Raw genomic sequence first — 23,707 nt, forward strand, 5'->3', positions numbered from 1 at the left:
CATACATTGAACACCCATCGCCGCCGACCGGGCCGGCGGATTTCGGAGCTGAAGGCGTGCGGATCAGACGGCCTGTAAGCCGGGTTCTGTGCCGCCCTTACGGGCGCGGCGATCATTCCTCTGGACCGGCCCTCGCGGGACGGTTCTCGCGACCAACCCGGATCCCTCGGGCCGACGACGGCCTTGCCGGCAGTTTCCCGTGAAGGACTTGCCCGGCGCGGGATCCCTATTCGGTCTTGCTCCTGGCGGGGCTTGCCATGCGGCCTTTGTTACCAGCGGCCCGGTGGGCTCTTACCCCACCCTTTCACCCTTACCCCGGCAAGCCGGGGCGGTTTGCTTTCTGTGGCGCTATCCCTGGGGTCGCCCCCGGCGGGCGTTACCCGCCGCCATGTCGTCGTGGAGCCCGGACTTTCCTCGAGCCTTCGCTGGGAAGGCCCGCGACCGCCCGGCCGTCTGATCCGGAGCGGAAGGTGAGCGAACGCCCTGCAGAGTCAAGCGCCCAGCGCTTCCGGCCTCTGGCAGGCTAGCCCGCCGCCAGGCGCAGCAGGGCGATGAGGCGGGCGCGGGTCTCGCCATCGGCCACTCCGTCGATCCGCTCAGGCCGCCAGTGTCGCTGGAAGGCGCTAACCACCGTGGTGGTGCGGGCGTCGTACTGGCCGGACGGCGGCAGGTCATAGCCCAGGCGCGTCAGCCCGGCCTGCAGGGCGAACACCGCCGCGCCTTCCTCGCCCTCGCCGATCGCCGCCCCCGGCGCGGCGGGCGCCTCGGCCCACAGGCCATGGCCGGCCTCGGCCAGGCGCTTCCAGGGGAACAGTTCGCCAGGATCGATCTTGCGGTCGGGGGCGATGTCGGAATGGCCGACGATGTGGCCATCGTCGATCATCCACCGGCTGCGGATGTCGGCCGTGAGCGCGATCACGGCCCGGACCTGCGCCTCTGGAAACGCCCGATAGCCCCATTCATGGCCGGGATTGACGATCTCGATGCCGATGGAGGTGTCATTGAGGCTCCGCCGCCCCTTCCAGAACGACACGCCCGCATGCCACGCCCGCCGCTCCTCCGGCACCAGTCGGAAGATCCGGCCATCCTCTTCCACCAGGTAATGCGACGAGACCTTGGCCTCGGGATCGCGCAGGCGTTCCAGGGCCCCCTCGCCGGTCTCCATGCCCGTGTAGTGCAGGACCAGCGTATCCGGCGGGGCCGTACGGGGGCTGAAGTTCGGGGACGGCGCCTCGATGAAGGTCATTGCGAACGGTTCCAGAGGGCGAGCAGCAGCGGCATCACCTGGTTGCGGCGCAGGGCGATGATCAGCACCCCGGCCAGGGCAAGCGCCGTGCCCAGCACCATCCGCGGCCCGAACGGGTCGCCCAGCAGCGCCACGCCGAGCGCGATGGTGGCTAGCGGGGTCATGAGCGTCAACGGCGAGATCAGGGTCGCTTCATAGCGCTGGATCAGGCCGTAGTAGAGGGTGTGGGCGACCACCGAGACCACGAGCCCGGAATAAACCGCCGCCGCCCAGAACCGCCATTCGCCGAGCAGCCCCGCGTGGACCTGTCCTCGCTCAAGCCAAGCCGACAGCGCGATGAGCGGCAGCAGCGAGGAGAGCCCCACCCAGGCCTGGAACTGCAGCGGCTTGATCCCCTCCATCTGTTTCATCATCACCGCCCCCAGCGAGCCGGTGAAGGCGGCGGCCACCACGAACATCAGCCCGGGCGACAGGACGAAGCCGCCCGGGTCCCACATCACCGCCAGGGCGCCGGCCAGGGTCAGGGCCATGCCGATCCCCCGGCGCCAGCGGATCTGTTCGCCAAGCATGAACATCGACAGCAGGGTGGTGATCGGCACGCCGAGTTGGACCACCACCGCCACGGCGGAGGGCGTCGCTGTCTGCAGCCCAACGAACAGCAGGGCGAAGTTGCCGCCGCCCATCAGCAGGCCCACCAGCACCATGCGCCAGAGCGGCCGGGGCAGAGGGCGCAGCCAGGGGAAGACCGCCAGCACCACCACGGCGAAGCGCACGGCGGCGTAGAACAGCGGCGGTGCGCCCAGGTGGCTCACCGCAAACTTCGAGATGATGTTGTTGGAGGCCCAGATGAGGCAGACCAGCACCAGGAGCCCGAAGTCGCGGAGAGACATCGCCCCCGGTTAGGGCGCTGCGGCCCCGCCCGCAACCTCACGCACGGGCGCCGGGCCGTTGAAATCCCTCAGCCGGCGGCCGGCGGGCTCGCGGCGTCCCGCGCCGCCCGGCGCAGATGCTCGTGGAAGCGGAACAGGCGCCCTGGGCGACCGGCGTTTTTCGAGGCGCACAAATAGCAAGAGGCCCGCGGCGTCACCGCCGCGGGCCTCCCGATCCCCACGTCAGAAGCGGGCGGTTACGCCGCCTGGCCCAGGCTCAGCGCCTCGTAACGGGCCAGGTGGTGGTCCACCGAGCCGAAGGCGCTGGCGATCATGGTCGCCCGCTTGAAGTAGTGGCCGATGGCCATCTCGTCGGTCATGCCCATGCCGCCGTGCAGCTGGATGGCCTGTTCGCCCACGAACTTGCAGGCCTTGCCGATCTGCACCTTGGCGGCCGAAACCGCCTTGGCCCGCTCGGCGTCGTCGGTGACCTTGATGTTGGCCATGTAGGTCATCGAGATCGACTGCTCGAGGTTGATGAACATGTCGACCATCCGGTGCTGCAGCACCTGGAACGAGCTGATCGGCACGCCGAACTGCTTGCGCTGCTTGGTGTACTCGACCGTCCCTTCCTGCAGCCGGCGCAGCACGCCGCAGGCCTCGGCGCAGGTGGCGGCGATGGCCTCGTCGACCACCTTCTCCACCAGCGGCAGGCCGTGGTCGGCCGGGCCGATCAGGGCGTCGGCGCCGAGCGAGACGTTCTCGAAATAGACTTCCGAGGCCAGGAAGCCGTCCACGGTCGGATAGTCGCGGGTCGAGACGCCGGCCGCGCCGCGCTCGACGATGAACACCGACACGCCCTGGGCGTCGCGCTGACCGCCGGCGGTGCGGGCGGTGACGATGAAGTGGGTGGCGTAGGGCGCGCCGATGACCACCGCCTTGTGACCGTTCAGGACCCAGCCCGCGCCGTCCTTCTTCGCCGTCGTCGTCAGGTCGGCCATGTTGTAGCGGCCCTGCGGCTCGGCATAGGCGAAGGCGAAGATGTTCTGGCCGCCGATGATGCCGCCGATCAGGTCGGCCGCGCCCGCGTGGCCCGAGTGCTTCAGGAAGCCGCCGCCGATCACCACGGTCGGCAGGTAGGGCTCGACGACCAGCGCCTTACCCAGTTCTTCCATCACCACCATGTTCTCGATCGGGCCGCCGCCCAGGCCGCCCAGGTCTTCCGAGAACGGCGCGCCCAGAATGCCCAGCTCCTCCGCGAAGGCCTTCCAGACGTCCGGCCGCCAGCCCGGTTCCTTGGCGAGCGCCGCGCGGCGCTTATCGAAGTCGTAGTTGTCGGCCAGATAGCTCGCGACCGTGTCGCGGAGCATCGACTGTTCTTCGGTGAAGCTGAAATCCATCGGAGAGACGCTTCCTCAGAAAATTGATTGCAGTATGGGCTTTGGCGGATGGCTGGGCCTTAGAGGCCCAGGACCATCTTGGCGATGATGTTGCGCTGGATCTCGTTCGAACCGCCGTAGATCGAGGTCTTACGGCCGTTGAAGTATTCGCCCGCCACGCCCTCAGCATACTCGGGCCCCACAGCGATGTTCGAGCCCTTCAGGTCGCGCAGGAACGGCGCACCGTAGTGGCCCACCGCCTCCAGCGCCAGCTCCTGCAGGCGCTGCTGAATCTCGGTGCCCTTGATCTTGAGGATCGAGCTCTCCGGGCCCGGGCCCTTGCCGCTCGACTCGCCGGCCAGGGTGCGCAGCTCGGTGAACTCCAGGGCGGTGAGGTCGATCTCCAGCTCGGCCAGCTTGCGGCGGAAGAAGGCGTCGCCGATCAGCGAGCCGCCGGCGTCCGAACGTTCGGTGGCGGCGATCTTGCGCAGCTTCTCCAGATTGCGCTTCGAGCGCGCCACGCCGGCGATGCCCGTGCGCTCGTGCGCCAGCAGCGCCTTGGCGCAGGTCCAGCCCTGGTTCTCGTGGAAGATCCGGTTCTCGACCGGCACCTTCACATTGTCGAGGAAGACGTCGTTGACCTCGTGGCCGCCCTCCAGGGTGATGATCGGACGCACGGTGATGCCCGGCGTCTTCATGTCGATCAGCAGGAAGGAGATGCCCGACTGCGGCTTGGCGTCAGGGTCCGTGCGGACCAGGAAGAAGCCCCAGTCGGCGTGCTGGCCGAGGGTGGTCCAGGTCTTCTGGCCGTTGACGATGTAGTATTCCTTGCCGTCGTCGGCGGTGATCCGCTCGGCCCGGGTCTTCAGGTTGGCGAGGTCCGACCCCGCGCCCGGCTCGGAGTAGCCTTGGCACCACCAGACGTCGCCGTTGTAGATGCCCGGCAGGAAGCGCTTCTTCTGCTCGTCGGTGCCGAAGGTGTAAATCACCGGGGCCAGCATCGACAGGCCGAACGGCAGCAGCGGCAGGCAGTCGGCCTTCGCCGTCTCTTCCGACCAGATGTACTTTTGAGTCGGCGTCCAGCCCGTGCCGCCCAGCTCCTTCGGCCAACCCGGAGCCACCCAGCCCTTCTTGGCGAGCACCTTGTGCCACAGCAGGTACTCTTGCTTGGTGAGCGGTCGGCGCTCGTCCTGCGCCTTGCGCAGTTCGGCCGGATAATTGTCGCGGATGAAGGCGCGAACCTCTTCGCGGAAAGCGTTCTCTTCTGGCGTGAAGTCGAGGTTCATGGCCGTCTCCCTTACAAGCGTTTGAAGCCGCTTCGGCGACCCTATACGCGCGCGCCACCCGGCTGGAAAGATGACGCTAACGTCAACGTAAACCGTCGCCAAATTGAACCGGCGTTCCACGAGCGCAGGCTCAGCCCCCTGGATGGTCTGATCTGCAACCGAAGCCGGCTTTCGCGGTTGGCGACCTTGCCTTCGCCGCACTTCGCGGCCAGACCACGGTCACATGCCCCGGATCGTCACCTACAACGTCCATCGCTGCGTCGGGAACGACCGCCAGCTGGACGTGGGGCGCATCGCCGACATTCTCGCCCAGCTGAACCCCGACATCGTCGCCCTCCAGGAGCTCGACGTCGGCCGGCGACGGACCAACTACGCCGACCAGGCCCACGAGATCGCCGACCGGCTCAAGATGACAAGCCACTTCCACCCGGCCTTCGTGGTCGAGGAGGAGCGCTACGGCGACGCCATCCTTACCGCCTATCCGCACCGCCTCGTGAAGACCGGACCCCTGCCCGGCTACGACCGGATGAAGGCCCTGGAGCCCCGGGGAGCGCTGTGGGTCGAGGTGGAGATCGATGGGCGGTCGGTGCAGATCATCAACACCCATCTGGGGCTCGTGCCCAGGGAACAGCAGATCCAGGCCGCGCACCTGGCCGGCCCCGCCTGGCTCGACCATCCCGACTGCCACTGGCCGGCCATCCTCCTGGGCGACTTCAACGCCACCGCCACCTCGGTGGTCTACCGCACCCTCACCGCCCGACTGCAGCCGGCCCGCCGCCTGGCCCCGCGCAGGCAGCCCACCTCGACCTTCCCTTCGCCGCTGCCGGTGCTGCGCATCGATCACCTGTTCGTCAGCCCCGGCGTCGAGGTGCTGGACGTGTTCGCCCCCTTCGGTCCGCTGACCCGGGTGGCCTCCGACCATCTGCCCCTGGTGATGGACTTCGAGGTCGCCTAGCGGATCGCGCGCCCGCCGCCGCGCTCCAGGGCCTGGGCCCGCGCCTCGTCGAACAGCCGCTGACGCCGCCGCCCCAGGCGCCACGAATCGGACACCTCCGCGGGGTCGCCCACGTGGAACGCCGAGATGAACTCGGCCAGGTGTGAGCGGCGCGACAGGTCGATAGGGACCAGGCGCCCCTGACCGTTCAGGGCGTCGATGGCCGGCACCAGCCCGCCCAGGCTCGCTCGGGCCTTGGTCACGGCGTCGCCGGTGACGCCGAGGAAGTGGCCCACTAGGCGGTCACGCAGGGCCGCGACGCTCATCCGCGCCGTCTCCTCCTCGCAGGCCACCCCCAGTTCGATCTCGGTGTCGAAGCCGAACGAGCGGTTGTTGAGATTGGCCGATCCCACCCGCACCACGCGGTCGTCGAAGATGCTGACCTTCGAATGGACGATGATCTTCGAGCCGCCGGCGGTGGTGGGATAGAAGGCCCGGAAGCGCCCGAAGACGTCGGCGGCGCGCAGCCGCCAGATCATCGCCCCGCGGGCGTGGTCCATGGTCAGCTGGTCGAACCAGCTCGGCGATTTGCCTGTGGTGATCAGCACCACCTCCGGCCCGTCCGGCTCGCCCAGACGGGCGGCCAGCGCCTCGGTCACCAGCGGCGAGGTGAAGTACTGGTTCTCGAGATAGATGACGTCCCGGGCCTCGGCGATGCAGCGCAGGGTCAGCGCCTTGATCTCGGCCACGGTCCGCGGCTGCTTCCAGGCCGGCTCGGTGCGGGCGATGCCCACCTCGGCCCCGATGAGGTGCGGCGGCACATGGTCGGGCCAGGGGTCGCCCCCCGCGTCGGGCGGCGGCGCCAGCTCTTCCCTCTCCATCCGCCGCCACCGCGTGCGGAAGTGGTCGCCCAGGGCCCGGGCCGCCTCGCCGTCGACCATCATCATCACCTCGTGCCGGGGTGCGTGATAGTCCTGGTCGGGCATGATCCGGCGCGGGTCGTGCTCGAGATGGCCGGGCGTGTCCCAGCGATCGACGGCGATGTCGCCGCCGCCGCAGAACGCCAGCCGGTCGTCGATCACCAGCACCTTCTGGTGATGGCAGGCGCCGAAGGGCACCTGGTCGTCCAGCCGGAACTTGATCTTCGTTCCCTCGAACCACCGCCGGGCCTTGTGGGGGAAGAACTGCTGGCTGGCGCTCACCGGCAGGGCCGATTTCCAGATCAGCAGTCGGATGTCGAGTTCGGGCCTGGCCGCCGACAGGCGCAGCAGGATGCGCCCCACCTCGTCGGGATCGGCCGGACCGTCATAGCCGTCGGGGAACAGCCGCGTGCGCGGGTCGAAGCCCCAGCCCAGCAGCAGGATCGACCGCCGGGCCTTCTGCATGGCCTCGAAGGCGGCGGTGAAATAGGCCTCGTTGTCGATCAGGAAGGCTACGCGATCCGCGCCCGCCGTGCGCCAGCACGTGTCTCCGGGTGTGAAGATCGTCATCCTTGCCCCTGTCCCTGACGTCCGCCGAAGGTTCTGCAAGAAGCCCTACGGCTCAGGTGCGGTTCCAGCGCCGGATAAGCAAGACAAAAGCGCGCCGCCGGGGGTGACGGCGGCGCGCAAGGGACGGGCGGGCTTGGGGTCGGCCGAGAGGGACCTCAGCGCTTGGCCATGTCAGCCGGGGCGCCGAGATAGGCCTGGCAGCCGCCCGTCAGTTCCTGGGTCAGGCGCGCCTTGCGATCCTCGCTGCGGGCTTCGCGCTTGGCCTTCTGGAATTCGGCGTCGGCCCGCTCATAGACGGCCGGCTGGCGGGCGCCGCGGGCCGACTTCAGGTACTCGTCGATGGCGGCGGCGTCGACGACGCCGGTGATCGAGGCGGCCAGGCCCTTGCAGCGGCTGGCGCGCAGATAGTCCACATCCGAGACGCGCGGGGCGGCGACGGCGGCGGAGCCAGCGCTCACGAGGGCGACAGCGGTGATGGCGATGGCGGCGAACTTCATAAGATGTCTCCCTAGAAACTGCGATTAAACTGTCCTCCGCCGCGGATAAACTCAAATGAACAAGCTGCAATGAATACTATTCAATCATGAATATTTGGCAATGATACGTCATTGTTACCTGTTACGATAAACTTCTTGTAATGAAACGGCGTTCTGCTTCACCCTTCCCCCATGACCGCACCCGCGCCGAAACTCGACGCCGCCGGCGTCAACGCCCTTCTCGAGACTGCCTTTCCCGGGATCAGCCGGACCGGCCCACATGTGGTCGAGGTCGCGCCGGGCCGCGTGCGGATGGTGAGGCCGTACGGCGAGGGGCTGCTGCGCCCCGGCGGGGTAATCTCGGGGCCGACCCTGATGGCCCTGGCCGACAGCGCCGCCTACGCCCTGGTGCTGGCCCATGTGGGCGACCAGCTGATGGCGGTGACGTCCCAGCTCAACATGAGCTTCCTGCGCGGCGCCAGGCCCGGAGACCTGACCGCCGAGGCCGAGCTGCTGCGCCTGGGACGTCGCATGGCCGTGTGCGACGTGCGCCTCTGGACCGAAGGTCCCGAACGTCTGGCCGCCCAGGCCAATGTCACCTACGCTCTGCCCGCATGAACCAGCCGCCCGCCCCGATCCGGACCCCGTGCATCAAGGTGTGCGTCGTGGACGGCGAGAGCGGCCTTTGCCTGGGCTGCTTCCGCCGCCTCAACGAGGTGGCGACCTGGGCCCGGCTGAGCGAGACCGACCGCGAGCGGATCATGGCCGAACTGCCCTCGCGGCGCGCCCTCATCCGGCCCGAGAAGCTGGGCATGCTCTGAAAGGTCGCACCACCCGATTCACCGGTTGAAAAGGCTCCCGCCCTACGCTCCGCGGCCAGTGGAGGGCCGCTAGGCCGTCGTGAAGGTGCTTGGGGCGAGTGACGAGTCTGGCGCGATATTCCTTGGTGGCCATGATCGCCGGCGCATCCGCCTGCCTCAGCGCCGGGGCCATGCTGGCCTTCGCCCCCCAGCCTCTGCGCCTCGCCCGCCTCGAAGTCCCCGGCTTCCTTCCCGGCCCCGCACACGCCGCCCCGCCGGCGGCGGCCGTACTCAAGGCGGCCGACGGCCACTTCTGGGCCGAGGGGCGGGTCAACGGCCAGCCCGTCCGCTTTCTGGTGGACACCGGCGCGACCGCCGTGGCGCTCACCCCCGCCGACGCCGAGCGCCTGGGCTTCCGGCCCCAGGATCTGAACTACGCGCTCAGGGTGACCACCGCCGGCGGCCGCTCGCGGGCGGCGCCCGTCACGCTCTCGTCGGTGTCGGTCAATGGCGCGCGCCTGGACGACGTCCGGGCCCTGGTGATAGAGAAGGGGCTCGACACCTCGCTCCTGGGGATGACCTACCTAGGCCGCCTCGCCCGCTTCGAGGCCACCCGCGAGGCGCTCTTCCTTCAGCCGTGAGGCCTCGACGACCGCCGCCAAAGCCCGGTCGATGACCTCCAGCCCGGCCCCGGGGTTCACGCCCTCCACCGTCAGGATGCGGCGCCAGGCCCGCGCCCCCGGCACGCCGTGGAACAGGCCCAGCATGTGACGGGTCATGGCCGCCAGGTGGGTTCCCGCCGCCAGCTGCGCGGCCACATAGGGCCTGTAGGCCTCCACCGCCTCGAACGGCCCCATGCGCCGATCTTCGCCGAAGATTCGCGCATCCACCGCCCCCAGCAGGTCCGGCGTATGGTAGGCGGCGCGCCCCAGCATCACTCCGTCCACATGCGCCAGATGAGCCTCGGCCTCGTCCAGGGAGCCGACGCCGCCGTTGATGACGATGGTCAGGTCGGGCCGCTCGCGCTTCAGGCGGTAGACCAGCGGATAGTCCAGGGGCGGAATGTCCCGATTTTCCTTGGGCGAGAGCCCCTGAAGCCAGGCCTTGCGGGCATGGACGACAAAGCTTGTCACCCCGGCTTGGGCGCACAGGTCCACGAGAGTGAAGAGGCTCTGCTCGGGGTCCTGGTCGTCCACGCCGATCCGGCACTTCACCGTGGCCGGGACCTTCACCGCAGCCCGGATCGCGGCCATGCATTCGGCCACCAGCTCCGGCTCGCGCATGAGGCAGGCGCCGAACCGTCCCGACTGCACCCGGTCGGACGGGCAGCCCACGTTCAGGTTGATTTCGTCATAGCCCTCGGCCTCGCCGATCCGCGCGGCCGCCGCCAGCTCGGCGGGCTCCGAGCCGCCCAGCTGCAGGGCCACGGGATGCTCCGCCGGGCTGTAGGCCAGCAGCCGCTCACGATCGCCGTGCAGCACCGCGCCAGTGGTCAGCATCTCGGTGTAGAGCAAGGCGCGCGTCGACAGCGTCCGATGCAGGACCCGGCAATGCCGGTCGGTCCAGTCCATCATCGGGGCGACGGAAAAGCGGTGGGGCGCGATACTCATCGGCCCCCTCCCTAGCACCTGGCGATCGATTGTCGCGACGTCCACGCAGCCTGCTCCGGCGCCGGCGCGGCCCTATGCGCCGGCGAGGGCGCTATGTAGGCGAGAGCCCCGCCCAAGGCGAGGCGGCGCAACGCCGCCTCCGCCATTCGAAGTTCAGCTGTGCTGCAGAGGCTGTCCGGCAGCCACCCGCGGAGCCGCGGGACGGGGGCTGGCCGGCGCCGGCCGCAGGGGGACGATGGGTTCCGGGTCCCTTCCCGACAGGCCGCGGATCGCACGATCGAGTTCCTCAAGGCGGCTGCGGTAGAGCGCCGCCGTCTGTTCCCCGGCCTGCGAACGCTCGGCACGGGCCAGCCGGGCGATCAGCCTCGCCCGCACCTTGCGTGCTTCTTCCAGAAAACGGCTGTTCGCTCGCCGTCGAAGGACCATGGGAGGCTCCCCTATACGTACGCGCCACTGATGAAGTTGACTTCACTCAAGAAACTGAGTGGGCCGCAGGTCACAAGGAAAGCCGGTACCCAAATTGAGCCAAGGTCCATGCGCACGCAGGGTTGTGTTGTGGCCCAGGCACACCTGCATGTCGGATCACAAAACGCGGGTCTCTACTTTTCCGAGAGGGCAGGATATGGGAGCGCTATCAAGCTACTCGGCCGCCAGCGCGTTCAAGACTGCGACATTCTGCCCGACCGTTCCGATGAGCCGACTGCGGGCCGCCGCCAGCGCCTGGGTCAGGGGTTCTGGTCGGCCAATGCCGTAGCCCTGGAGATAGTCCACCCCGAGCGCCCGCAGCAGCTCCGCCGCCGCCGCATCCTCCACGAACTCGGCCACGGTCTGGGCGCCCAGCCGGTGGGCCAGGGTGTTCATCGTCTCGACGATGGCCAGGTCCTTGGGATCGGAGACGATGTTGCGCACGAAGCTGCCGTCAATCTTCACGCAGTCGACGGGGAAGGACTTCAGATAGGCGAACGAGCTCAGGCCAACGCCAAAATCGTCCAGGGCGATCCGGCAGCCGGCCTCCCGCAGCCGTTCCATGAAGCGGGCGGCCGCGCCCAGGTTGTTGAGGGCGGCGGTTTCGGTGACCTCGAAGGTCAGCCGTTCGCTCCGCACCGGGCTGCGAGCCACGGCATCCAGGATCCAGTCGAGGAGCGCCGGATCGTTCAGGGCGTTGCCCGAAAGGTTCAGGCCCAGGCGCAGCCCGTCCACCGCCGCGATCTCCGCGCCCCGGCGGATCAGCGCCTCCTCCACCACCCATCGGTCGATCTCGCCCATGAGATCGAAGCGTTCCGCCGCCGGGATGAAGGCGCCGGGCGGCACCAGCGCGCCGTCCTCCCCGATCATCCGCACCAGCAGCTCCACATAGCCCCCGGCCTCCTGTCCCCGGGCCGCGGCGATGGGCTGGGCGTGGAGGGTGAGGCGCCCCTGCCGGATCACCTCGCGCAGGCTGGCCGCCACCCCGATCTCCCGATGCCGGGCGGCCACCGAGGCCTCGTCGGCCCGATAGAGGGCGGTGCGGCCCCGCCCTTCGGCCTTGGCCGCATAGCAGGCCACGTCGGCCCGGCTCAGCAGTTCGGTCGGGGTGAGACCCGGCTCCCGGCGGGCGAGGCCGGCGCTGACGCCGGACGAGAACACCTGCCCTGCCCAGTGGAAGCGGAAGGCCGCCACGTCTTCCACGAGACGCCGGGCCCGGGCCTCGGCGGCGTCGAGATCGGCTTCGTGCATCACCCACGCGAACTCGTCCCCGCCCAGTCGGGCCAAGAGGTCGCCGGGCTCCAGGCGACGCTGGAACAGGGCGCCGACCTGGCGAAGGAACTCATCGCCCGCCGCGTGGCCGGCCGTATCGTTGATGATCTTGAACTGATCGATGTCGAGATAGCAGAGCACGCCGCCGCCCTCGGGACTGGCCGCCAGCCGTTCCTCGACCTGGGTGCGGTTGGGCAGCCCGGTCAGGGCGTCGTGCCGGGCGGCGTGGCGCAGCCGCCGCTCCAGAGCCCGCTGCTCGGTGACATCCCGCAGCACCAGGATGAGCCCCTGGACCTCGCCGCCCTGTCGACGCATGGGCGCCGCGGTGACCTCAACATCCCGCTCGGCGAGCCGGCCAGACCACGGGGCCGGCGGCGCACGGCCGGACCGCTGCACCGCGTCGAGGCGCACGCCGAGACCGGGGGAGCCGTCGAGCTCCAGAGGCAGGACCTCCTCCACCGGCCGGTCGACCGCCTCGCTTTCCGCACGCGCCAGCAACTTCACCGCCGCCGCATTCAGGAAGGCGACGCGACCATCCGCGGTGGTGGCGACGACGCCGTCGGCCACGGCGCCGAGCGTCGCTTGCAGCCGCTCGCGCTCATCATGCACGGCCTCGTCGAGTCGCTGGATCGCCGTCTCGTCCCAGCTGGCGCCCACGAGGCGCAGGGGCCGTCCGGCCGGGTCCCGCACGAGGTCGGCCGCACAGCGGATCCAGCGCCAGCCGCCGTCGGCCGCCCGCACGCGCACCCGCGTATCCAGGGCCGCGAGGCCCCGGGCGGCGTCATCCAGCTCGGCGGCGAAACGGGCGCGGTCCTCGGCCGCCAGCCTGCGGGTCAGGGCGGCGAGGTTGATCGGCTCGTCCGGCCGCAGATCAAAGAGCCCGCGCGCGAGGGCGTCGCAGGTGAAGGTCCCGCGATCCAGGCGCCATTCCCAGGCGCCGGCGCCGGTGACCCGGGCGGCCAGCGCCAGGCGTTCGGCAAGCCGCGCACGCCCGTCGGCGACGATGGGATCGGCCCTGCCCAAGTCCGCGCTCGTTGCCTTTCGCGCCAATGTTAACCGCCGCGAAAGCTTAGCTCCTCGGGGCGCGGATGCAACCGGCCAACCGAGGTCAAAGTCTCCCTCCGGCTCGCCCTTCACCGAACCCACGGGGGCACGATTTGCTTTTTTAGAAAGCAAATGTTGCTTTCTGCCGTGAATCCGACGAGGTAGGCCCAGATCGACACAAAGGGCATGGGCCATGCTCCAGGCGCCAATAGACTCCCCGACGCTCCTGCCGGAGCCGATGCGCGACCCGCGTGAGGAGAACGCCCGACTGACCGAGCTTCGGCCCGCCAGCGGCCGTTGGACGCCGGCCCGAAAGGCCCGCGTCGTCATGGCCATCGCCCTCGGCGCGGTCGGTCGCGACCGAGCCCTGGCCAGCCTGGATATCACCGAGGAAGAGCTCGCCAGCTGGGAACGCCGCTATGATCGGGCCGGCGCCTACGGCCTGCGCCTGACGCGCCTGCGGGAATATTCCGGCTGAAAAACAAAGCCCGCCGCACCGGAACCGGGCGGCGGGCCTGGCGGCCGAAGATCCGGCCGCGCCTCCCCTCTACTAACTCTTGCTAGAAGCCCCAGCGCAGACCGGCGGTCAGGGTGTGCACGCCGGTGGCCGCCTTGAAGCGGGCCTCGTAGGTCTGCCCCCCGATCGTCACGAGGTCGGTGCTTTCGTAGTCGGGCGAGCGCACGTAGCGATAACCGAGGTCCCAGGTCAGTTCCGACGTGGCCGGAATGGCGACGCCCGCTTTCAACTGCCAGAGCACGCCGCGAGACCGGCCAGGATCGCCCAGCACCTTGTATTCGGTCGTCCCCACGCCGAGGCCGGCCGCGACGTACGGAAACAGCGGGCTCTCGTTGACCATTTCGTACTTCACGTTCGCGAAGCCGCCCAAAATCTCGCTCTTCACCGAGAACGGGCTCTGCAACGCAATCTCCACGTGGTCGGTGTCGACCCGGTTGTGGAGATAAAGCCCCTCCAGTTCGAAGGCCACGCCGCTGGTATAGGCCGCCCCCACCAGGGCGCTGCCGGCGAAGCCCGCGTCCAGGTCGCTCTCCACCCGCGCGTCCAGCACGCCGGGCGTCCGCAGCTTCATGTCGGACTCGCCTGCGACGCCCGCGCCGAGGTTGAGCTGCACATAGCGCTGCTCGAGATACCCAAGGCCGTCAGCCGCCGCCGAACCAGCCGGAATCAGGGCCGCCCCGCAGATCGCAAAGATCAGGCCGCGCATCGTCCCTCCAACATCTCACAGCCCGCAGCCCTCAGGGCCGCAGGGTTCTCAGGAATGGTGGCGTGATTTCACTATTTAGGCAACATGTGCTTTTTGAGAGCTGCCGGCAGGACGGGTCCGCAGGGCGGCGAAGATGAGGAACGACGTGCAGGACGATCCGGTGAGCATCCAGACCGACAGCCGGACCGGCGAGGCGGCGGCCTGTCCCGTCGCACATGACGCCGCGCGTCCCGCTGCGCCGCCTGGGACGGCGCCGGACATCACCTGTTTCCTCTATCCGGGCTGGCGGCCGCACATCCGAGCCGCGGCGGCGGATCGTCCGTGGATGGACGCCGCCCCCGAGGCGTTCCCCTACCGCTGCCTACCCCTCAACATCGCCAACGCCCAGGGCTGGGAGGTGCTGTCGCCGGTCGCCTTCGAGGCTTGCTGGGCGGGCGGCGACCGGGTGGAGGACGTGCACATCCGGCTTCCCGACGGCGCTCCGCCCCACCTGGCGCCCGTGTCGATCTTCGGCCAGGGCGTGATCACCTTCCACATCATGGGCCTGTTCCGGACCTCGCCGGGCTGGAACCTCTGGGTCGGCGGCTCCCCCAACCGGCCGAAGGACGCCATCGCCGCCCTGTCCGGGATCGTGGAGACCGACTGGGCGCCGTTCACCTTCACCATGAACTGGCGCTTCACCCGGCCGAACACCTGGGTCCGCTTCGAGGAGGGCGAGCCGATCTGCTTCTTCTTCCCGATCCAGCGGACGCTGATGGAGCAGGTGCGCCCCCGCTTCGCCGACATCGAGACCGCCCCCGAACTCAAGGCCGAGTTCGAGCGCTGGAGCCGGCTGAGGGACGAATTCCAGGCCAAGGTGGCGGCCGAACCGCCGAGGCTGCCGTCCCAGAAGTGGCAGAAGCACTACTACCGGGGCGTCGACACCCAAGGCCGCGCCCATGTCGACGATCATCGGACGAAGGTTCGCCTCGCCGCCTTCGAACCGGCCGTGGAGCCGGCGCGCTGCACGACCCCCCTGCCCGCCACGCCGTCGGCGCCGCCCGTCACGGCCGAGGAGCGCCTCGCCCTGCGCCGCCGTGAATGGCTGCTCGACGTCATGGAGGCCCATCGGACGCTCTCGCCCAAGTCGGGAACCGTGGCCCGCTACGAGGGCATGACCCGCGAGGAGTTCCTGCACGACTTCTACGCCGCCGGTCGGCCGGTCGTGCTCGGCGGGGAGATGGACGACTGGCCCGCCCTGGAGCGCTGGACCCCCGAATATCTGGCCAAGGTCGTCGGGCCGAAGGTGATCGAGTTCCAGGGCGACCGCACGCCCGACGAGGCCTACGAGATTCACAAGGGCCGTTACCGGCGCGAGATGGCCTTCGACCGGTTCATCGAGATGATCACGGAGCAGCCGGGCAATCGCGCCTATCTCACCGCCTTCAACTCGGCGGCCAACCGCGACGCGCTGCGCCCGCTACAGGCCGACCTCGGCCGCCTGCCCAAGTACCTCACCACCGAAGGGCCTGAAGCCGAGGGGATGATGTGGATCGGCCCGGCGGGGACCTTCACGCCCCTGCACCATGACCTCACCAACAACCTCGTGGCCCAGGTGGTGGGCCGCAAGCGCATCCTCCTGATCCCGGCCAGCGACGTCAGCCGGCTCTACAATCGCCCGCACGTGTTCAGCGAGATCGCCGACCTTGAGGCGCCGCACGATCCGGCGGCCTATCCCCGGCTGGCTGAGGCGCGCATCTTCGACATCACCCTGGAGCCGGGCGACGCCCTTTTCATCCCGATCGGCTGGTGGCACCAGGTCCGGGCGCTCGATTTCAGCGTCACCCTGACCTACACGAACTTCCTCTGGCGCAACGACTGGTACGCCAGCTTCCCCACGGACGGCTCGGTCGCCTAGCGGCTAGAGCCGCTCGGCGAAGGTCTGGATCCGCGGCCAGACGGCCCCGTCGGTCACATAGCCCTTCGGGCCCGCGGCGAAGGTGACCTCCACATAGCCGCTGCGCCGGGCGCCATGCGCGGTGATCATCTCGGCCGGCAGTTCGAGGAAGTCGCACACCAGCGGCTCGCGCTGGACGATGGCGATCACGATCCGCTGCTCGTAGCCGTGGGGCACCTGGCACCGGTACTGACCGCCGTCCACTGGCTGGGCGACCGCCACATTGATCGAATAGTGCGCGCCCTTGATGATGGCGTAGAGGTCCACCGGCGCGAGGTCGCCGCGGCCGTCGTCGTCCGGGAAGGCTGGATGGCCGCCACACATCTGGATGAAACCGGCCACCACGTTCACCGCCCCATCGGCCTGGGCGTTGCGCAGGCGCCGTTCGCGCGGCTCCACCTCGCCCTGGACGCCCAGGGCCAGCCAAGCCTCGTCCACTTCAAGCAGCTTGGCAATGGTGGTGATCTTCTCGGGCCTCGGGCGCGAGACGCCGGTGAACCACTTGCTCACCGTCTCATTGCTGACATTGACGCCGTAGCGCTCCACGAGCTGGGCCCGCACCCAGGCCTGACGGCCGTGGTTGTAGGCCGGCACCCGGGGGTTGTCGTCACACGCCTTCTGGAGGCGAAGGGCGAAGGCCCGGTCCCGGCGAGGCGTCCCGCCCCGGCCGACCCGGCCCGTCGCCGACGGCTCGACTCCCGCAGCGATCCGGGGCGGTTTTTGCGAAGTGTTGGACACCTGTCCTCCGGCGAAACTCTTGAGGCCACCAAGGCGCTCGCCGCGCGCGATTTTAGCAGACCCCACTACTTAGCGCCGCCCTAGGCCAGCGTTACAGCGTCACGTCAAGTAGCATCAAATAACATGGTATTCCAAAATAACTTGCCTTTCTGTGGAAATTATAGCTGCCTTCGTTAACCGCTACGCAATATCGTTCAACTGAAATTCCACGACGAACCGCCATGCCCCTCCCGAATTCGCGTGAGGGTGGGCGAAAACCAGGGGGCAGCAGCAGCATGCTCGCTGCCGTTGAGGCGACAAAATGTTGCGCGAAAGCGGAATATGCCTAATTTCGCAGCTGAAATTTCCGAGCTGTGGAGGCAATTTCCATGCGCGGGAAGCTACTCCATGAAGGGTAAGTTCGCCGCGCGGGCGATGATGACCGCCGGGCTGGCGCTCGGCGCGGGGCTTGTCATCTACGGCGGATGGCGGCTCGCCGAGGGCGACCGCAAGCCTGCGGCTCAGACGCAGGCCGCCGCTCCTGCCCTTTCCGAGGCCGTGGTCGCCGCCCGTCCCATCAGCCGGGGGCAGCGGATCGCGGCCGAGGATCTCCGCACTATCCGGATCGCGGGGCCGGCGCCGGCCGGCGTGCTCAACGCCCCCACCGCGGCGGTGGGACGCATCGCCGCCGTCGACCACGCCGCCAACCAGTTCGTGCTGTCGGACAGTCTGACCGACGGTGGCGGCCAGGCCGGTCTTGCGACCCTGGTGCCCGCCGGCCACCGGGCCATCGGCATCGACGTCAACGAAGAGATCGCCGTCGCCCACCACCTCAAGCCGGGCGACCTCGTGGACGTCCAGGTGGTGCTGCCGGCCGGCGTCGTGCGCCCCACCGGAGACGGGCCGGACGCCAGCGAGTCCCGCACCCTGCTGCAGAACATCCGGATCCTGTCCATCACCAGCGGCCAGTCGGGCGACGACGCGACACCTGCGGGCGCACGCCCGGGCCGGACCCTGACCGTAGCCATGACGCCGGAGCAGGTTTCGACCTTCGCCCTGGCCCGCGCGGTCGGCCGCTACTACCTGGCCCTGCGCAACCCCACCGACCAGGCCGTCACGCCGGCAGCCCTGGCGCGGGTCTCGGACCTGCGGGGCGGCGCCCAGGCTCCGGCCACGGCATCCCAACGACCCGCGGCGGCGCCGAGGGCCCGCACCGCCCCGGCGCCCATCGAGCTCGTCGTCGGCGGACGACGCGAGTGGCTGCGGCCCGGAGGCGCGCCATGATCCGTCGTTCCACCCTGCTCGCCGCCGCGGCCGTCTTCTCGGCGTCTCTGGCCCAGGCTGCGCCCGTGTCGCTGGGCGTCGGCGAAACCCTTGAGCTGCCTGCTGACGGCGCCCTGCGCCAGGTGGTCGTGTCCAAGGAGGGCGTGGTCTCGGCCGCGGCGCCGTCCGACCGCCGCCTGCGCCTCACCGCCACCGCCCCTGGCCGCACCGACGTCACCCTCGTCACCAGCGCCGGACGGCGCACCTATGAGGTCGAGGTCACCCCCGTGGGCGCCGCCGCGGCCACGGCCCTCACCACGCGCCTTCAGGCCGAGGCCGGCCTCGCCGGTGTCTCCGCAGAGCCCGCCCCCTCGGGCCTCGTCGTGACCGGAACCGCCCGCGACCTCGCCGCCCAGGGGCGGGCCGGCGATCTGGCCCGGGCGGCCCATGGCGCCGAGACGACCAACCTCGTGGGCGTCGCCGCCGAGCAGGTGGTGGCCGTCGACGTCCGGTTCGTCGCCGTGTCCGACACCACCCTGAAGGCGCTCGGCTTCAACTTCGGCCGTTTCGGCCAGGGCTTCGAATGGGCCGTGGTCGGTCCCAACAGCCTCCAGGACTTCAGCTTCGGCAGAGACGGTCTGTCGATCGACACCACCGAGCCGCTTCAGAACGCCTTCAATATCCTGCTCAACGACCGCAAGGATGGCGTCCTCGGCATGCTGAGCGCGCTCTCCGACGCCGGGCTGTCGCAGGTCCTGGCCCAGCCGACCCTTCTGGTGCGCTCGGGCGAGCAGGCCGAGTTCCTGGCCGGCGGCGACGTCCCCGTGCCCGTGCCCCAGGCCGGCGGCGGCGGCACGACCATCACCGTCGACTATCGCCCTTACGGCGTGCGTCTGGCGGTGGAGCCCTATGTGCTGTCCCAGGACCGCATCGTCCTGAAGCTGGCCCCCGAGGTCAGCGAGCTCGACTACGCCAACGGCGTCCTGCTGCAGGGGTTCAACATCCCGGGCTTCCGGCGCCGCTCCGCCAGCACCACGGTCGAGCTGGGCGACGGCCAGAGCCTGGTGATCGCGGGCCTCACCTACGCCACCACCAACAGCCGCGAGCAGCGCATCCCGGGCATCGGCCACCTGCCGGTGATCGGCACGCTCTTCAAGCGCGCCCAGAACAGCCAGGAAAAGCTGGAGCTGATCATCGTCGCCACCCCGCGGCTTGTGGCGCCGCTGGAGGCCGGGGCCCTGGCCGATGTCGGCGCCGCGCCTACCTCGCCGTCATTCACCGACACCCTGCTGAACATCGACACGGTGGAGCGGCGAGCGGCCCGCGTCGGTCTTTCGAGGTGATGGCCTGATGGCGACGTCGAGCGTGGCTCTCATCAGCGCCGACCCGGACCTTCGGGAGCGCCTTGCCGAGGCCTTCGGCCCACGGGCCACCGTCACCCGGTTGCCGGATCGGGAGGAACTGCTTCGCGAACTGGCGGTGCTCAAGCCCTCGCTGGTGCTGGTGGATGTGGGCGGCCAGCAACCCACCGAGGCGATCCGCAAGGCCGCCGACGCCGCCCAGGCCGCCGACGCCGGCCTGGAGGTGGTGGCCCTCGGCGACGCCTCCAACGCCAATCTCGTGATCACCGCCCTGCGGGCCGGGGCGGTGGACTTCGTCGACCGCAGCGGCGAGCCGGCCCAGTTGCGGGAACAGGTTCTTCAGCGCGTAGCCACCGTGCCCCTGCCCGAGCGAGGCGCCCCAGGCGACTTCACCGTGGTGCTGGGCGCCGGCGCCTCCGCCACGGCCGGGCTGTTCGCCACCAATCTCGCGGTGCTGCGGGCCAAGGCGGCAGGCGAGGGCCTGCTCATCGACTGCGCCATGCCCCAGCCCGAGGCCGACGCCGCCCTCGATCTGTCGCCAGCCTATGGCCTGGCCGACGCCGTCCGTGACCTGGACCGCCTGGACCGCACCCTGCTGGGCTCGGCGCTCGCCGTGCACGAGGCGTCGGGCCTGCGCCTCATGCCCCTGGCCGGTCGCCCGGACGACGAGACCTCGCTCTCGCCCGAGCATGTCCTCGACGCCCTCCGGACCGTCCGTCCGCTGTTCCGCGAGACCGTCCTCTACCTGGGCGGCGTGCGGCATCCGCAGATTCTCGCCGCCGTGGCGGCGGCCGCTACCCGTCTCTGCCTCGTCGCGCCGCAGACCTACACGGCGGTGCGGGACGCCAAGGCGCTGCTGGATGCGATCCCCACGGACCTCGGCGCGCGCGCGCGCACCGTGCTGGTCGTGGAGGAATATTCCGACGACATCGCGCTCACCGACGTCCAGATGCGCCAGACGCTGGGGCTTGCGAGCTCGGTGCGCTTGCCGGCGGCGCGGGCCGAGCTGCTCAACAGTTTGAACGTGGGCCGACCGCTGGTGCTCGATGCGCCCGCCTGCGCCTACGCCCGGGCCCTGCAATCCCTGGCCGACGTCCAGCCGCCCTCAGAACGCCGGCCGTTCTGGGCCAGGCTGAAGGAGGGCCTGCTTAGCCGGAAGGAGGCGCGCGCATGAACGCGGGCCTCACCGGCGGCCTGAGGATCGCCAACCGGCCGGCGGATGCGGCGGCCGCCGACCTCTGCCTCTCCGACTTCTACCAGACCACCAAGTTCCAGATCTTCGAGGCGGTCCTGGAACTGCTGGACGATGTGGATCCCGAGGCCGCCGCCTCGCCCCGGGCGGTCCGCGCCGCCGTCCAGGAGGCGATCCAGCGCCACGCCGCCCGCGAGGGCCTGCCGTTGAATTCGGCCGAGCGCCTGCGCCTCGCCGACGACCTGCAGCAGGAGGTCCTTGGCCTTGGTCCGCTGGAGCCGTTGCTCAAGGACCCAACGGTCGACGACATCATCGTCAATGGCTGCCGTCAGATCTATGTGGAACGGGGCGGCCGCCTGATGGGCGTCCCCGTGCGCTTCCGCGACGATGCGCACCTGATGAACATCATCCACCGGATCGTCGGCCCCCTGGGCCGGCGGATCGACGAGGCCAGCCCTTACGTCGATGCCCGCCTGCCCGACGGCTCCCGGGTGAACGTGATCATCCCGCCCGTCGCCCTCGACGGGCCGATGCTGTCGATCCGCAAGTTCCGCGCCCAGCCGATGACCGGCGAAGCCTATGTGCGCAGCGGCTCCATGAGCGCGGAGATGCTGGCCTATCTGTCGGCCGCGGTGCGGGGCCGGCTGAATATCCTAGTCTGCGGCGGCACGGGCTCGGGCAAGACCACCCTGCTCAACATGCTGAGCAGCTACATCGGAGACGGCGAGCGGCTGATCACCATCGAGGATGCCGCCGAGCTCCAGCTCCGTCAGGCGCATGTCGGCCGTCTTGAGACGCGCCCCGCCAACGCCGAGGGCGCGCCGGAAGTGAGCGCCCGCGACCTCTTGCGCAACGCCCTGCGGATGCGCCCTGACCGCATCATTCTGGGCGAGGTGCGCGGCGGCGAGGCCGTCGAGATGCTGCAGGCCATGAGCACCGGCCACGACGGCTCGATGGCCACCATGCACGCCAACGGCTGCCGCGACGCCTTCGCCCGCCTGGAGATGCTCCTGGGCTTCGGCGGCATGACCGGCGACGTCACCTCCATCCGGCGCTACATCGCCAGCAGCATCCAGCTCGTGGTGCACGTCCAGCGGACCGCCAGCGGCGCTCGCCGTGTGATGTCGGTGACCGAGGTCACCGGGCTCGAGGGCGACGCCTACAGCCTGAACGAGGTCTTCGTCTTCGCCGAAACCCCGCCCATGAGCGGACAAGGCGAATTCCGCACGCTCACGCCGCGGCCGTACTTCGCCGAACGCCTGGGCCTGGTCCGCAACGGCCCGCGGGGGCTGGTGTGATCGGCCTCATCGCCCTGCTGGCGGGCCTCGCGGCCCTCGGCGTGGCGGGCGCCGCGGCCACCCGCGACTGGCGGCGACGACGCGCGACCGAAGCCGTCCTGGCCCGCCGCCTGGACGGGCTGAAGTCCGAGCCCGACGCCGAGGCGGACGCCACGCCCGGCTTCGTGCAGGCGCTCGTGGATCGCAGCCCCGCCGCGCTCCGGATCTGGATCGCCCGCGCCGGCGGCCCGCCGCCGATCCGGCGCGCAGCCGCCTTCACCGCCATCGCCGCAGCGGCAGTCGCCCTGACCGCGCAGATCTTCGGCATGGGGCCGGCCCTGCTGCTGTTCGCCACGGTCATCGCCGCGCCGCTCACCCTCCTGCAGATCGTGGCCAGCCGCCGGGCCAATGCCTTTGTCGACGCCTTGCCGCATTTCCTGGACGGCGTGCGCCAACTGCTGGTCACCGGCCAGTCCTTCCAGACCGCCTTTCTCCAGGCGTCCGAGGACGCTGCCCCAGCCATCCGCCTCTATCTCGAACCGGCCGCCCGGCGGGTGCGCAACGGGGGCCATGTAGCGGACGCCCTGGCCCTGGCCGCCGATCGCGTCGCCATCCCCGAGCTGCATATGCTCGCCGCGTCGGTGCGGCTGAACCTGCGTTTCGGCGGCGCCCTGGGCCCGGTGCTCGGCGAGTTGGCCAGCACGCTCCGCAATCGCGCCCGGATCATGCGCGAGGTCGCCGCGGCCACGGCTGAGACCCGCACCAGCGCCGCCATCCTCGGCGCCCTCCCGCTCGCGGGCATCGGACTGCTGCTGGTGGTCCAGCCCGCCTACGTCCGCTTCCTCTGGGAGACCGACACCGGCCGCCAGATGCTCTTCGTAGCCGCCACGCTGCAGGCCATCGGCATGGTCGTCCTGCGCCGGCTGATGCGGGTCGAGTTCTGATGCGCCTCCTGTTCGACCTGCTGCTGATCGCCGTGGGGGCCGCGCTCGCCATCGCCGTGCTGCGGCGCGCCCTGCGCCAGCATGCGCAAGAGACCCGGATCGGCGCCCGCCTCGCCACCCTCGCGGGCCCGACGGGAGGCGCCGTCGACGAAGCCGCCGCCGCGGCGCCGGCCTCCCAACGCGCGCGGCTCGCCGCCGTCCTCCTGGGCTCGGGCAAGGAACGCGAGGAGGTCGAGGCTCTGCTCGAAGCCGCCGGCTGGCGCGGGCCCGACGCCCTGCTTGTCTTCGCCTTGCTCCGCCTAGGCGCGCCCCTCGCCTGCGCCGGCGTCGCCTATCTTCTCGGACCGGAGGGCCCGGCCCGCCCGTTCCTGGCGCTCAGCGCCGCCGCCGCCGCTTTCCTGGCGCCCAAGCAGATTTTGCGGTTCCGGGCCGCCGCGCGCACGCGCCGAATCCGCAGCGAACTGCCCTTCACCCTCGACCTTCTGGTGATGATGCTGGAGAGCGGCGTCGGCATCGATCAGGCTTTCCGCACCTTCGCCCAGTCCGAAGGCCGCGCCGCGCCCCTCACCCAGGCCGCCACCCAGCTTCTGGTCCGCGACCTCGACCTGGGCGCTCCTTACGAATTCGCCCTGGAACGCTGGGCCGAACGCCTCGGCACGCCGGGCGCGCAAGAGGTCGCCAAGGTCATCGCCCGCGCCATGCGCCACGGCGCCTCGCTGGGCCCGGTGCTGAAGGCCTTCGCCCGCGAGTTCGGCGAACTGCGCGTGGCTCAGGCGCGCGAAGCCGTCGGCCGCACCTCCGCGAAAATGACCCTCGCCATGCTCGTCCTGATCATGCCGGCGCTGTTCATCGTCCTGGCAGGCCCGGCCGTGGCCACCCTCGGCAAATCCATCCGCGCCCTGGCGGGCGCCTCCTGAGCCCGA

The 23,707-nt window shown here is 70.0% G+C and carries 22 protein-coding genes and 1 other RNA gene; 12 read left to right on the forward strand and 11 right to left on the reverse strand.

Annotated elements, in window-relative coordinates; all coding sequences use genetic code 11:
- Nucleotides 1–59: 59 nt before the first annotated feature.
- The 5 genes from rnpB to BO64_RS14290 all read right to left on the reverse strand — a co-directional run bounded on the left by rnpB (nucleotide 60) and on the right by BO64_RS14290 (nucleotide 4,780).
- Nucleotides 60–457, reverse strand: an RNA gene (rnpB, locus tag BO64_RS14270) — RNase P RNA component class A.
- A gap of 66 nt (nucleotides 458–523) precedes the next feature.
- Nucleotides 524–1,246 (reverse strand): N-acetylmuramoyl-L-alanine amidase, encoded by a 723-nt coding sequence (locus BO64_RS14275; RefSeq protein WP_496403977.1) that lies wholly within the window; start codon nucleotides 1,244–1,246, stop codon nucleotides 524–526.
- On the reverse strand, nucleotides 1,243–2,136 hold the full coding sequence (locus tag BO64_RS14280; RefSeq protein WP_496403978.1) for a DMT family transporter: 894 nt from the start codon (nucleotides 2,134–2,136) through the stop codon (nucleotides 1,243–1,245). Before BO64_RS14280 ends, BO64_RS14275 begins: the two co-directional genes overlap by 4 nt.
- Before the next feature lie 236 nt (nucleotides 2,137–2,372).
- Complete coding sequence (locus BO64_RS14285) at nucleotides 2,373–3,515, reverse strand: acyl-CoA dehydrogenase family protein (RefSeq protein ID WP_496403979.1); 1,143 nt, start codon at nucleotides 3,513–3,515, stop codon at nucleotides 2,373–2,375.
- Between the two features lie 59 nt (nucleotides 3,516–3,574).
- Nucleotides 3,575–4,780 carry an acyl-CoA dehydrogenase family protein gene (locus BO64_RS14290; protein WP_496403980.1) on the reverse strand — a complete coding sequence of 402 codons (1,206 nt, stop codon included), beginning with the start codon at nucleotides 4,778–4,780 and terminating at the stop codon, nucleotides 3,575–3,577.
- A 223-nt stretch (nucleotides 4,781–5,003) separates the two neighbouring features.
- On the opposite strand from BO64_RS14290, the gene BO64_RS14295 reads away from it, so the two are divergent.
- Nucleotides 5,004–5,735 carry an endonuclease/exonuclease/phosphatase family protein gene (locus BO64_RS14295; protein ID WP_496403981.1) on the forward strand — a complete coding sequence of 244 codons (732 nt, stop codon included), beginning with the start codon at nucleotides 5,004–5,006 and terminating at the stop codon, nucleotides 5,733–5,735.
- On the opposite strand, the gene BO64_RS14300 is transcribed toward BO64_RS14295, so the two are convergent.
- Together BO64_RS14300 and BO64_RS14305 are read right to left on the reverse strand one after the other, a co-directional pair.
- The gene (locus tag BO64_RS14300) at nucleotides 5,732–7,204 is read right to left on the reverse strand and encodes a phospholipase D-like domain-containing protein (RefSeq protein ID WP_496403982.1); all 1,473 of its coding nucleotides are present in this window, start codon (nucleotides 7,202–7,204) and stop codon (nucleotides 5,732–5,734) included. The two genes, BO64_RS14295 and BO64_RS14300, sit on opposite strands and share 4 nt — an antisense overlap.
- A 155-nt stretch (nucleotides 7,205–7,359) precedes the next feature.
- The gene (locus tag BO64_RS14305; protein WP_496403983.1) at nucleotides 7,360–7,701 is read right to left on the reverse strand and encodes a hypothetical protein; all 342 of its coding nucleotides are present in this window, start codon (nucleotides 7,699–7,701) and stop codon (nucleotides 7,360–7,362) included.
- 171 nt (nucleotides 7,702–7,872) lie between these two features.
- Between BO64_RS14305 and BO64_RS14310 the strand changes: the two genes are divergently transcribed.
- The 3 genes from BO64_RS14310 (at nucleotide 7,873) to BO64_RS14320 (ending at nucleotide 9,121) form a co-directional block, all read left to right on the forward strand.
- On the forward strand, nucleotides 7,873–8,298 hold the full coding sequence (locus tag BO64_RS14310) for a PaaI family thioesterase (protein ID WP_496403984.1): 426 nt from the start codon (nucleotides 7,873–7,875) through the stop codon (nucleotides 8,296–8,298).
- Nucleotides 8,295–8,501: a DUF1289 domain-containing protein gene (locus tag BO64_RS14315; protein ID WP_496403985.1), complete on the forward strand. Its 207-nt coding sequence runs from the start codon at nucleotides 8,295–8,297 to the stop codon at nucleotides 8,499–8,501. Before BO64_RS14310 ends, BO64_RS14315 begins: the two co-directional genes overlap by 4 nt.
- Before the next feature lie 131 nt (nucleotides 8,502–8,632).
- A complete protein-coding gene (locus BO64_RS14320; RefSeq protein WP_496404030.1) occupies nucleotides 8,633–9,121 on the forward strand; it encodes a TIGR02281 family clan AA aspartic protease in 489 nt (162 codons plus the stop codon).
- Here the strand turns inward: BO64_RS14320 and dusA are convergent.
- Nucleotides 9,065–10,090, reverse strand: coding sequence for a tRNA dihydrouridine(20/20a) synthase DusA (gene dusA, locus BO64_RS14325; RefSeq protein ID WP_496403986.1), 1,026 nt, complete (start codon nucleotides 10,088–10,090; stop codon nucleotides 9,065–9,067). The genes BO64_RS14320 and dusA overlap by 57 nt on opposite strands.
- A 639-nt stretch (nucleotides 10,091–10,729) precedes the next feature.
- Nucleotides 10,730–12,850, reverse strand: coding sequence for an EAL domain-containing protein (locus BO64_RS14330; protein ID WP_496403987.1), 2,121 nt, complete (start codon nucleotides 12,848–12,850; stop codon nucleotides 10,730–10,732).
- 259 nt (nucleotides 12,851–13,109) lie between these two features.
- Here BO64_RS14330 and BO64_RS14335 point away from each other — a divergent pair, with 259 nt between their 5' ends.
- Nucleotides 13,110–13,349, forward strand: a complete 240-nt coding sequence (locus BO64_RS14335) for a DUF1153 domain-containing protein (RefSeq protein WP_496403988.1) — start codon at nucleotides 13,110–13,112, stop codon at nucleotides 13,347–13,349.
- Between the two features lie 82 nt (nucleotides 13,350–13,431).
- Here BO64_RS14335 and BO64_RS14340 read toward each other — a convergent pair whose 3' ends face one another.
- A complete protein-coding gene (locus tag BO64_RS14340; protein ID WP_496403989.1) occupies nucleotides 13,432–14,094 on the reverse strand; it encodes an outer membrane protein in 663 nt (220 codons plus the stop codon).
- A gap of 133 nt (nucleotides 14,095–14,227) precedes the next feature.
- On the opposite strand from BO64_RS14340, the gene BO64_RS14345 reads away from it, so the two are divergent.
- Nucleotides 14,228–15,991, forward strand: coding sequence for a DUF6065 family protein (locus BO64_RS14345; RefSeq protein WP_496403990.1), 1,764 nt, complete (start codon nucleotides 14,228–14,230; stop codon nucleotides 15,989–15,991).
- Nucleotides 15,992–15,994: 3 nt separating this feature from the next.
- Here BO64_RS14345 and BO64_RS14350 read toward each other — a convergent pair whose 3' ends face one another.
- Nucleotides 15,995–16,768, reverse strand: a complete 774-nt coding sequence (locus BO64_RS14350; protein ID WP_496403991.1) for a helix-turn-helix domain-containing protein — start codon at nucleotides 16,766–16,768, stop codon at nucleotides 15,995–15,997.
- Between the two features lie 387 nt (nucleotides 16,769–17,155).
- Here BO64_RS14350 and cpaB point away from each other — a divergent pair, with 387 nt between their 5' ends.
- The 6 genes from cpaB to BO64_RS14380 are packed head-to-tail and all read left to right on the forward strand — an operon-like array spanning nucleotide 17,156 to nucleotide 23,701.
- Nucleotides 17,156–18,031: a Flp pilus assembly protein CpaB gene (gene cpaB / locus BO64_RS14355; protein WP_496403992.1), complete on the forward strand. Its 876-nt coding sequence runs from the start codon at nucleotides 17,156–17,158 to the stop codon at nucleotides 18,029–18,031.
- Nucleotides 18,028–19,353: a type II and III secretion system protein family protein gene (locus tag BO64_RS14360; RefSeq protein ID WP_496403993.1), complete on the forward strand. Its 1,326-nt coding sequence runs from the start codon at nucleotides 18,028–18,030 to the stop codon at nucleotides 19,351–19,353. Before cpaB ends, BO64_RS14360 begins: the two co-directional genes overlap by 4 nt.
- A gap of 7 nt (nucleotides 19,354–19,360) precedes the next feature.
- Nucleotides 19,361–20,545, forward strand: a complete 1,185-nt coding sequence (locus BO64_RS14365; RefSeq protein WP_496403994.1) for a CpaE/TadZ family protein — start codon at nucleotides 19,361–19,363, stop codon at nucleotides 20,543–20,545.
- Nucleotides 20,542–21,861 carry a TadA family conjugal transfer-associated ATPase gene (locus tag BO64_RS14370; protein WP_496403995.1) on the forward strand — a complete coding sequence of 440 codons (1,320 nt, stop codon included), beginning with the start codon at nucleotides 20,542–20,544 and terminating at the stop codon, nucleotides 21,859–21,861. Before BO64_RS14365 ends, BO64_RS14370 begins: the two co-directional genes overlap by 4 nt.
- Complete coding sequence (locus BO64_RS14375; protein ID WP_496403996.1) at nucleotides 21,858–22,784, forward strand: type II secretion system F family protein; 927 nt, start codon at nucleotides 21,858–21,860, stop codon at nucleotides 22,782–22,784. Before BO64_RS14370 ends, BO64_RS14375 begins: the two co-directional genes overlap by 4 nt.
- Entirely contained in the window at nucleotides 22,784–23,701 is a 918-nt protein-coding gene (locus tag BO64_RS14380) for a type II secretion system F family protein (protein ID WP_496403997.1), read from the forward strand. The genes BO64_RS14375 and BO64_RS14380 overlap by 1 nt, the downstream gene beginning before the upstream one ends.
- Nucleotides 23,702–23,707 lie beyond the last annotated feature (6 nt).

The sequence above is a fragment of the Phenylobacterium composti DSM 19425 genome (assembly GCF_059568645.1).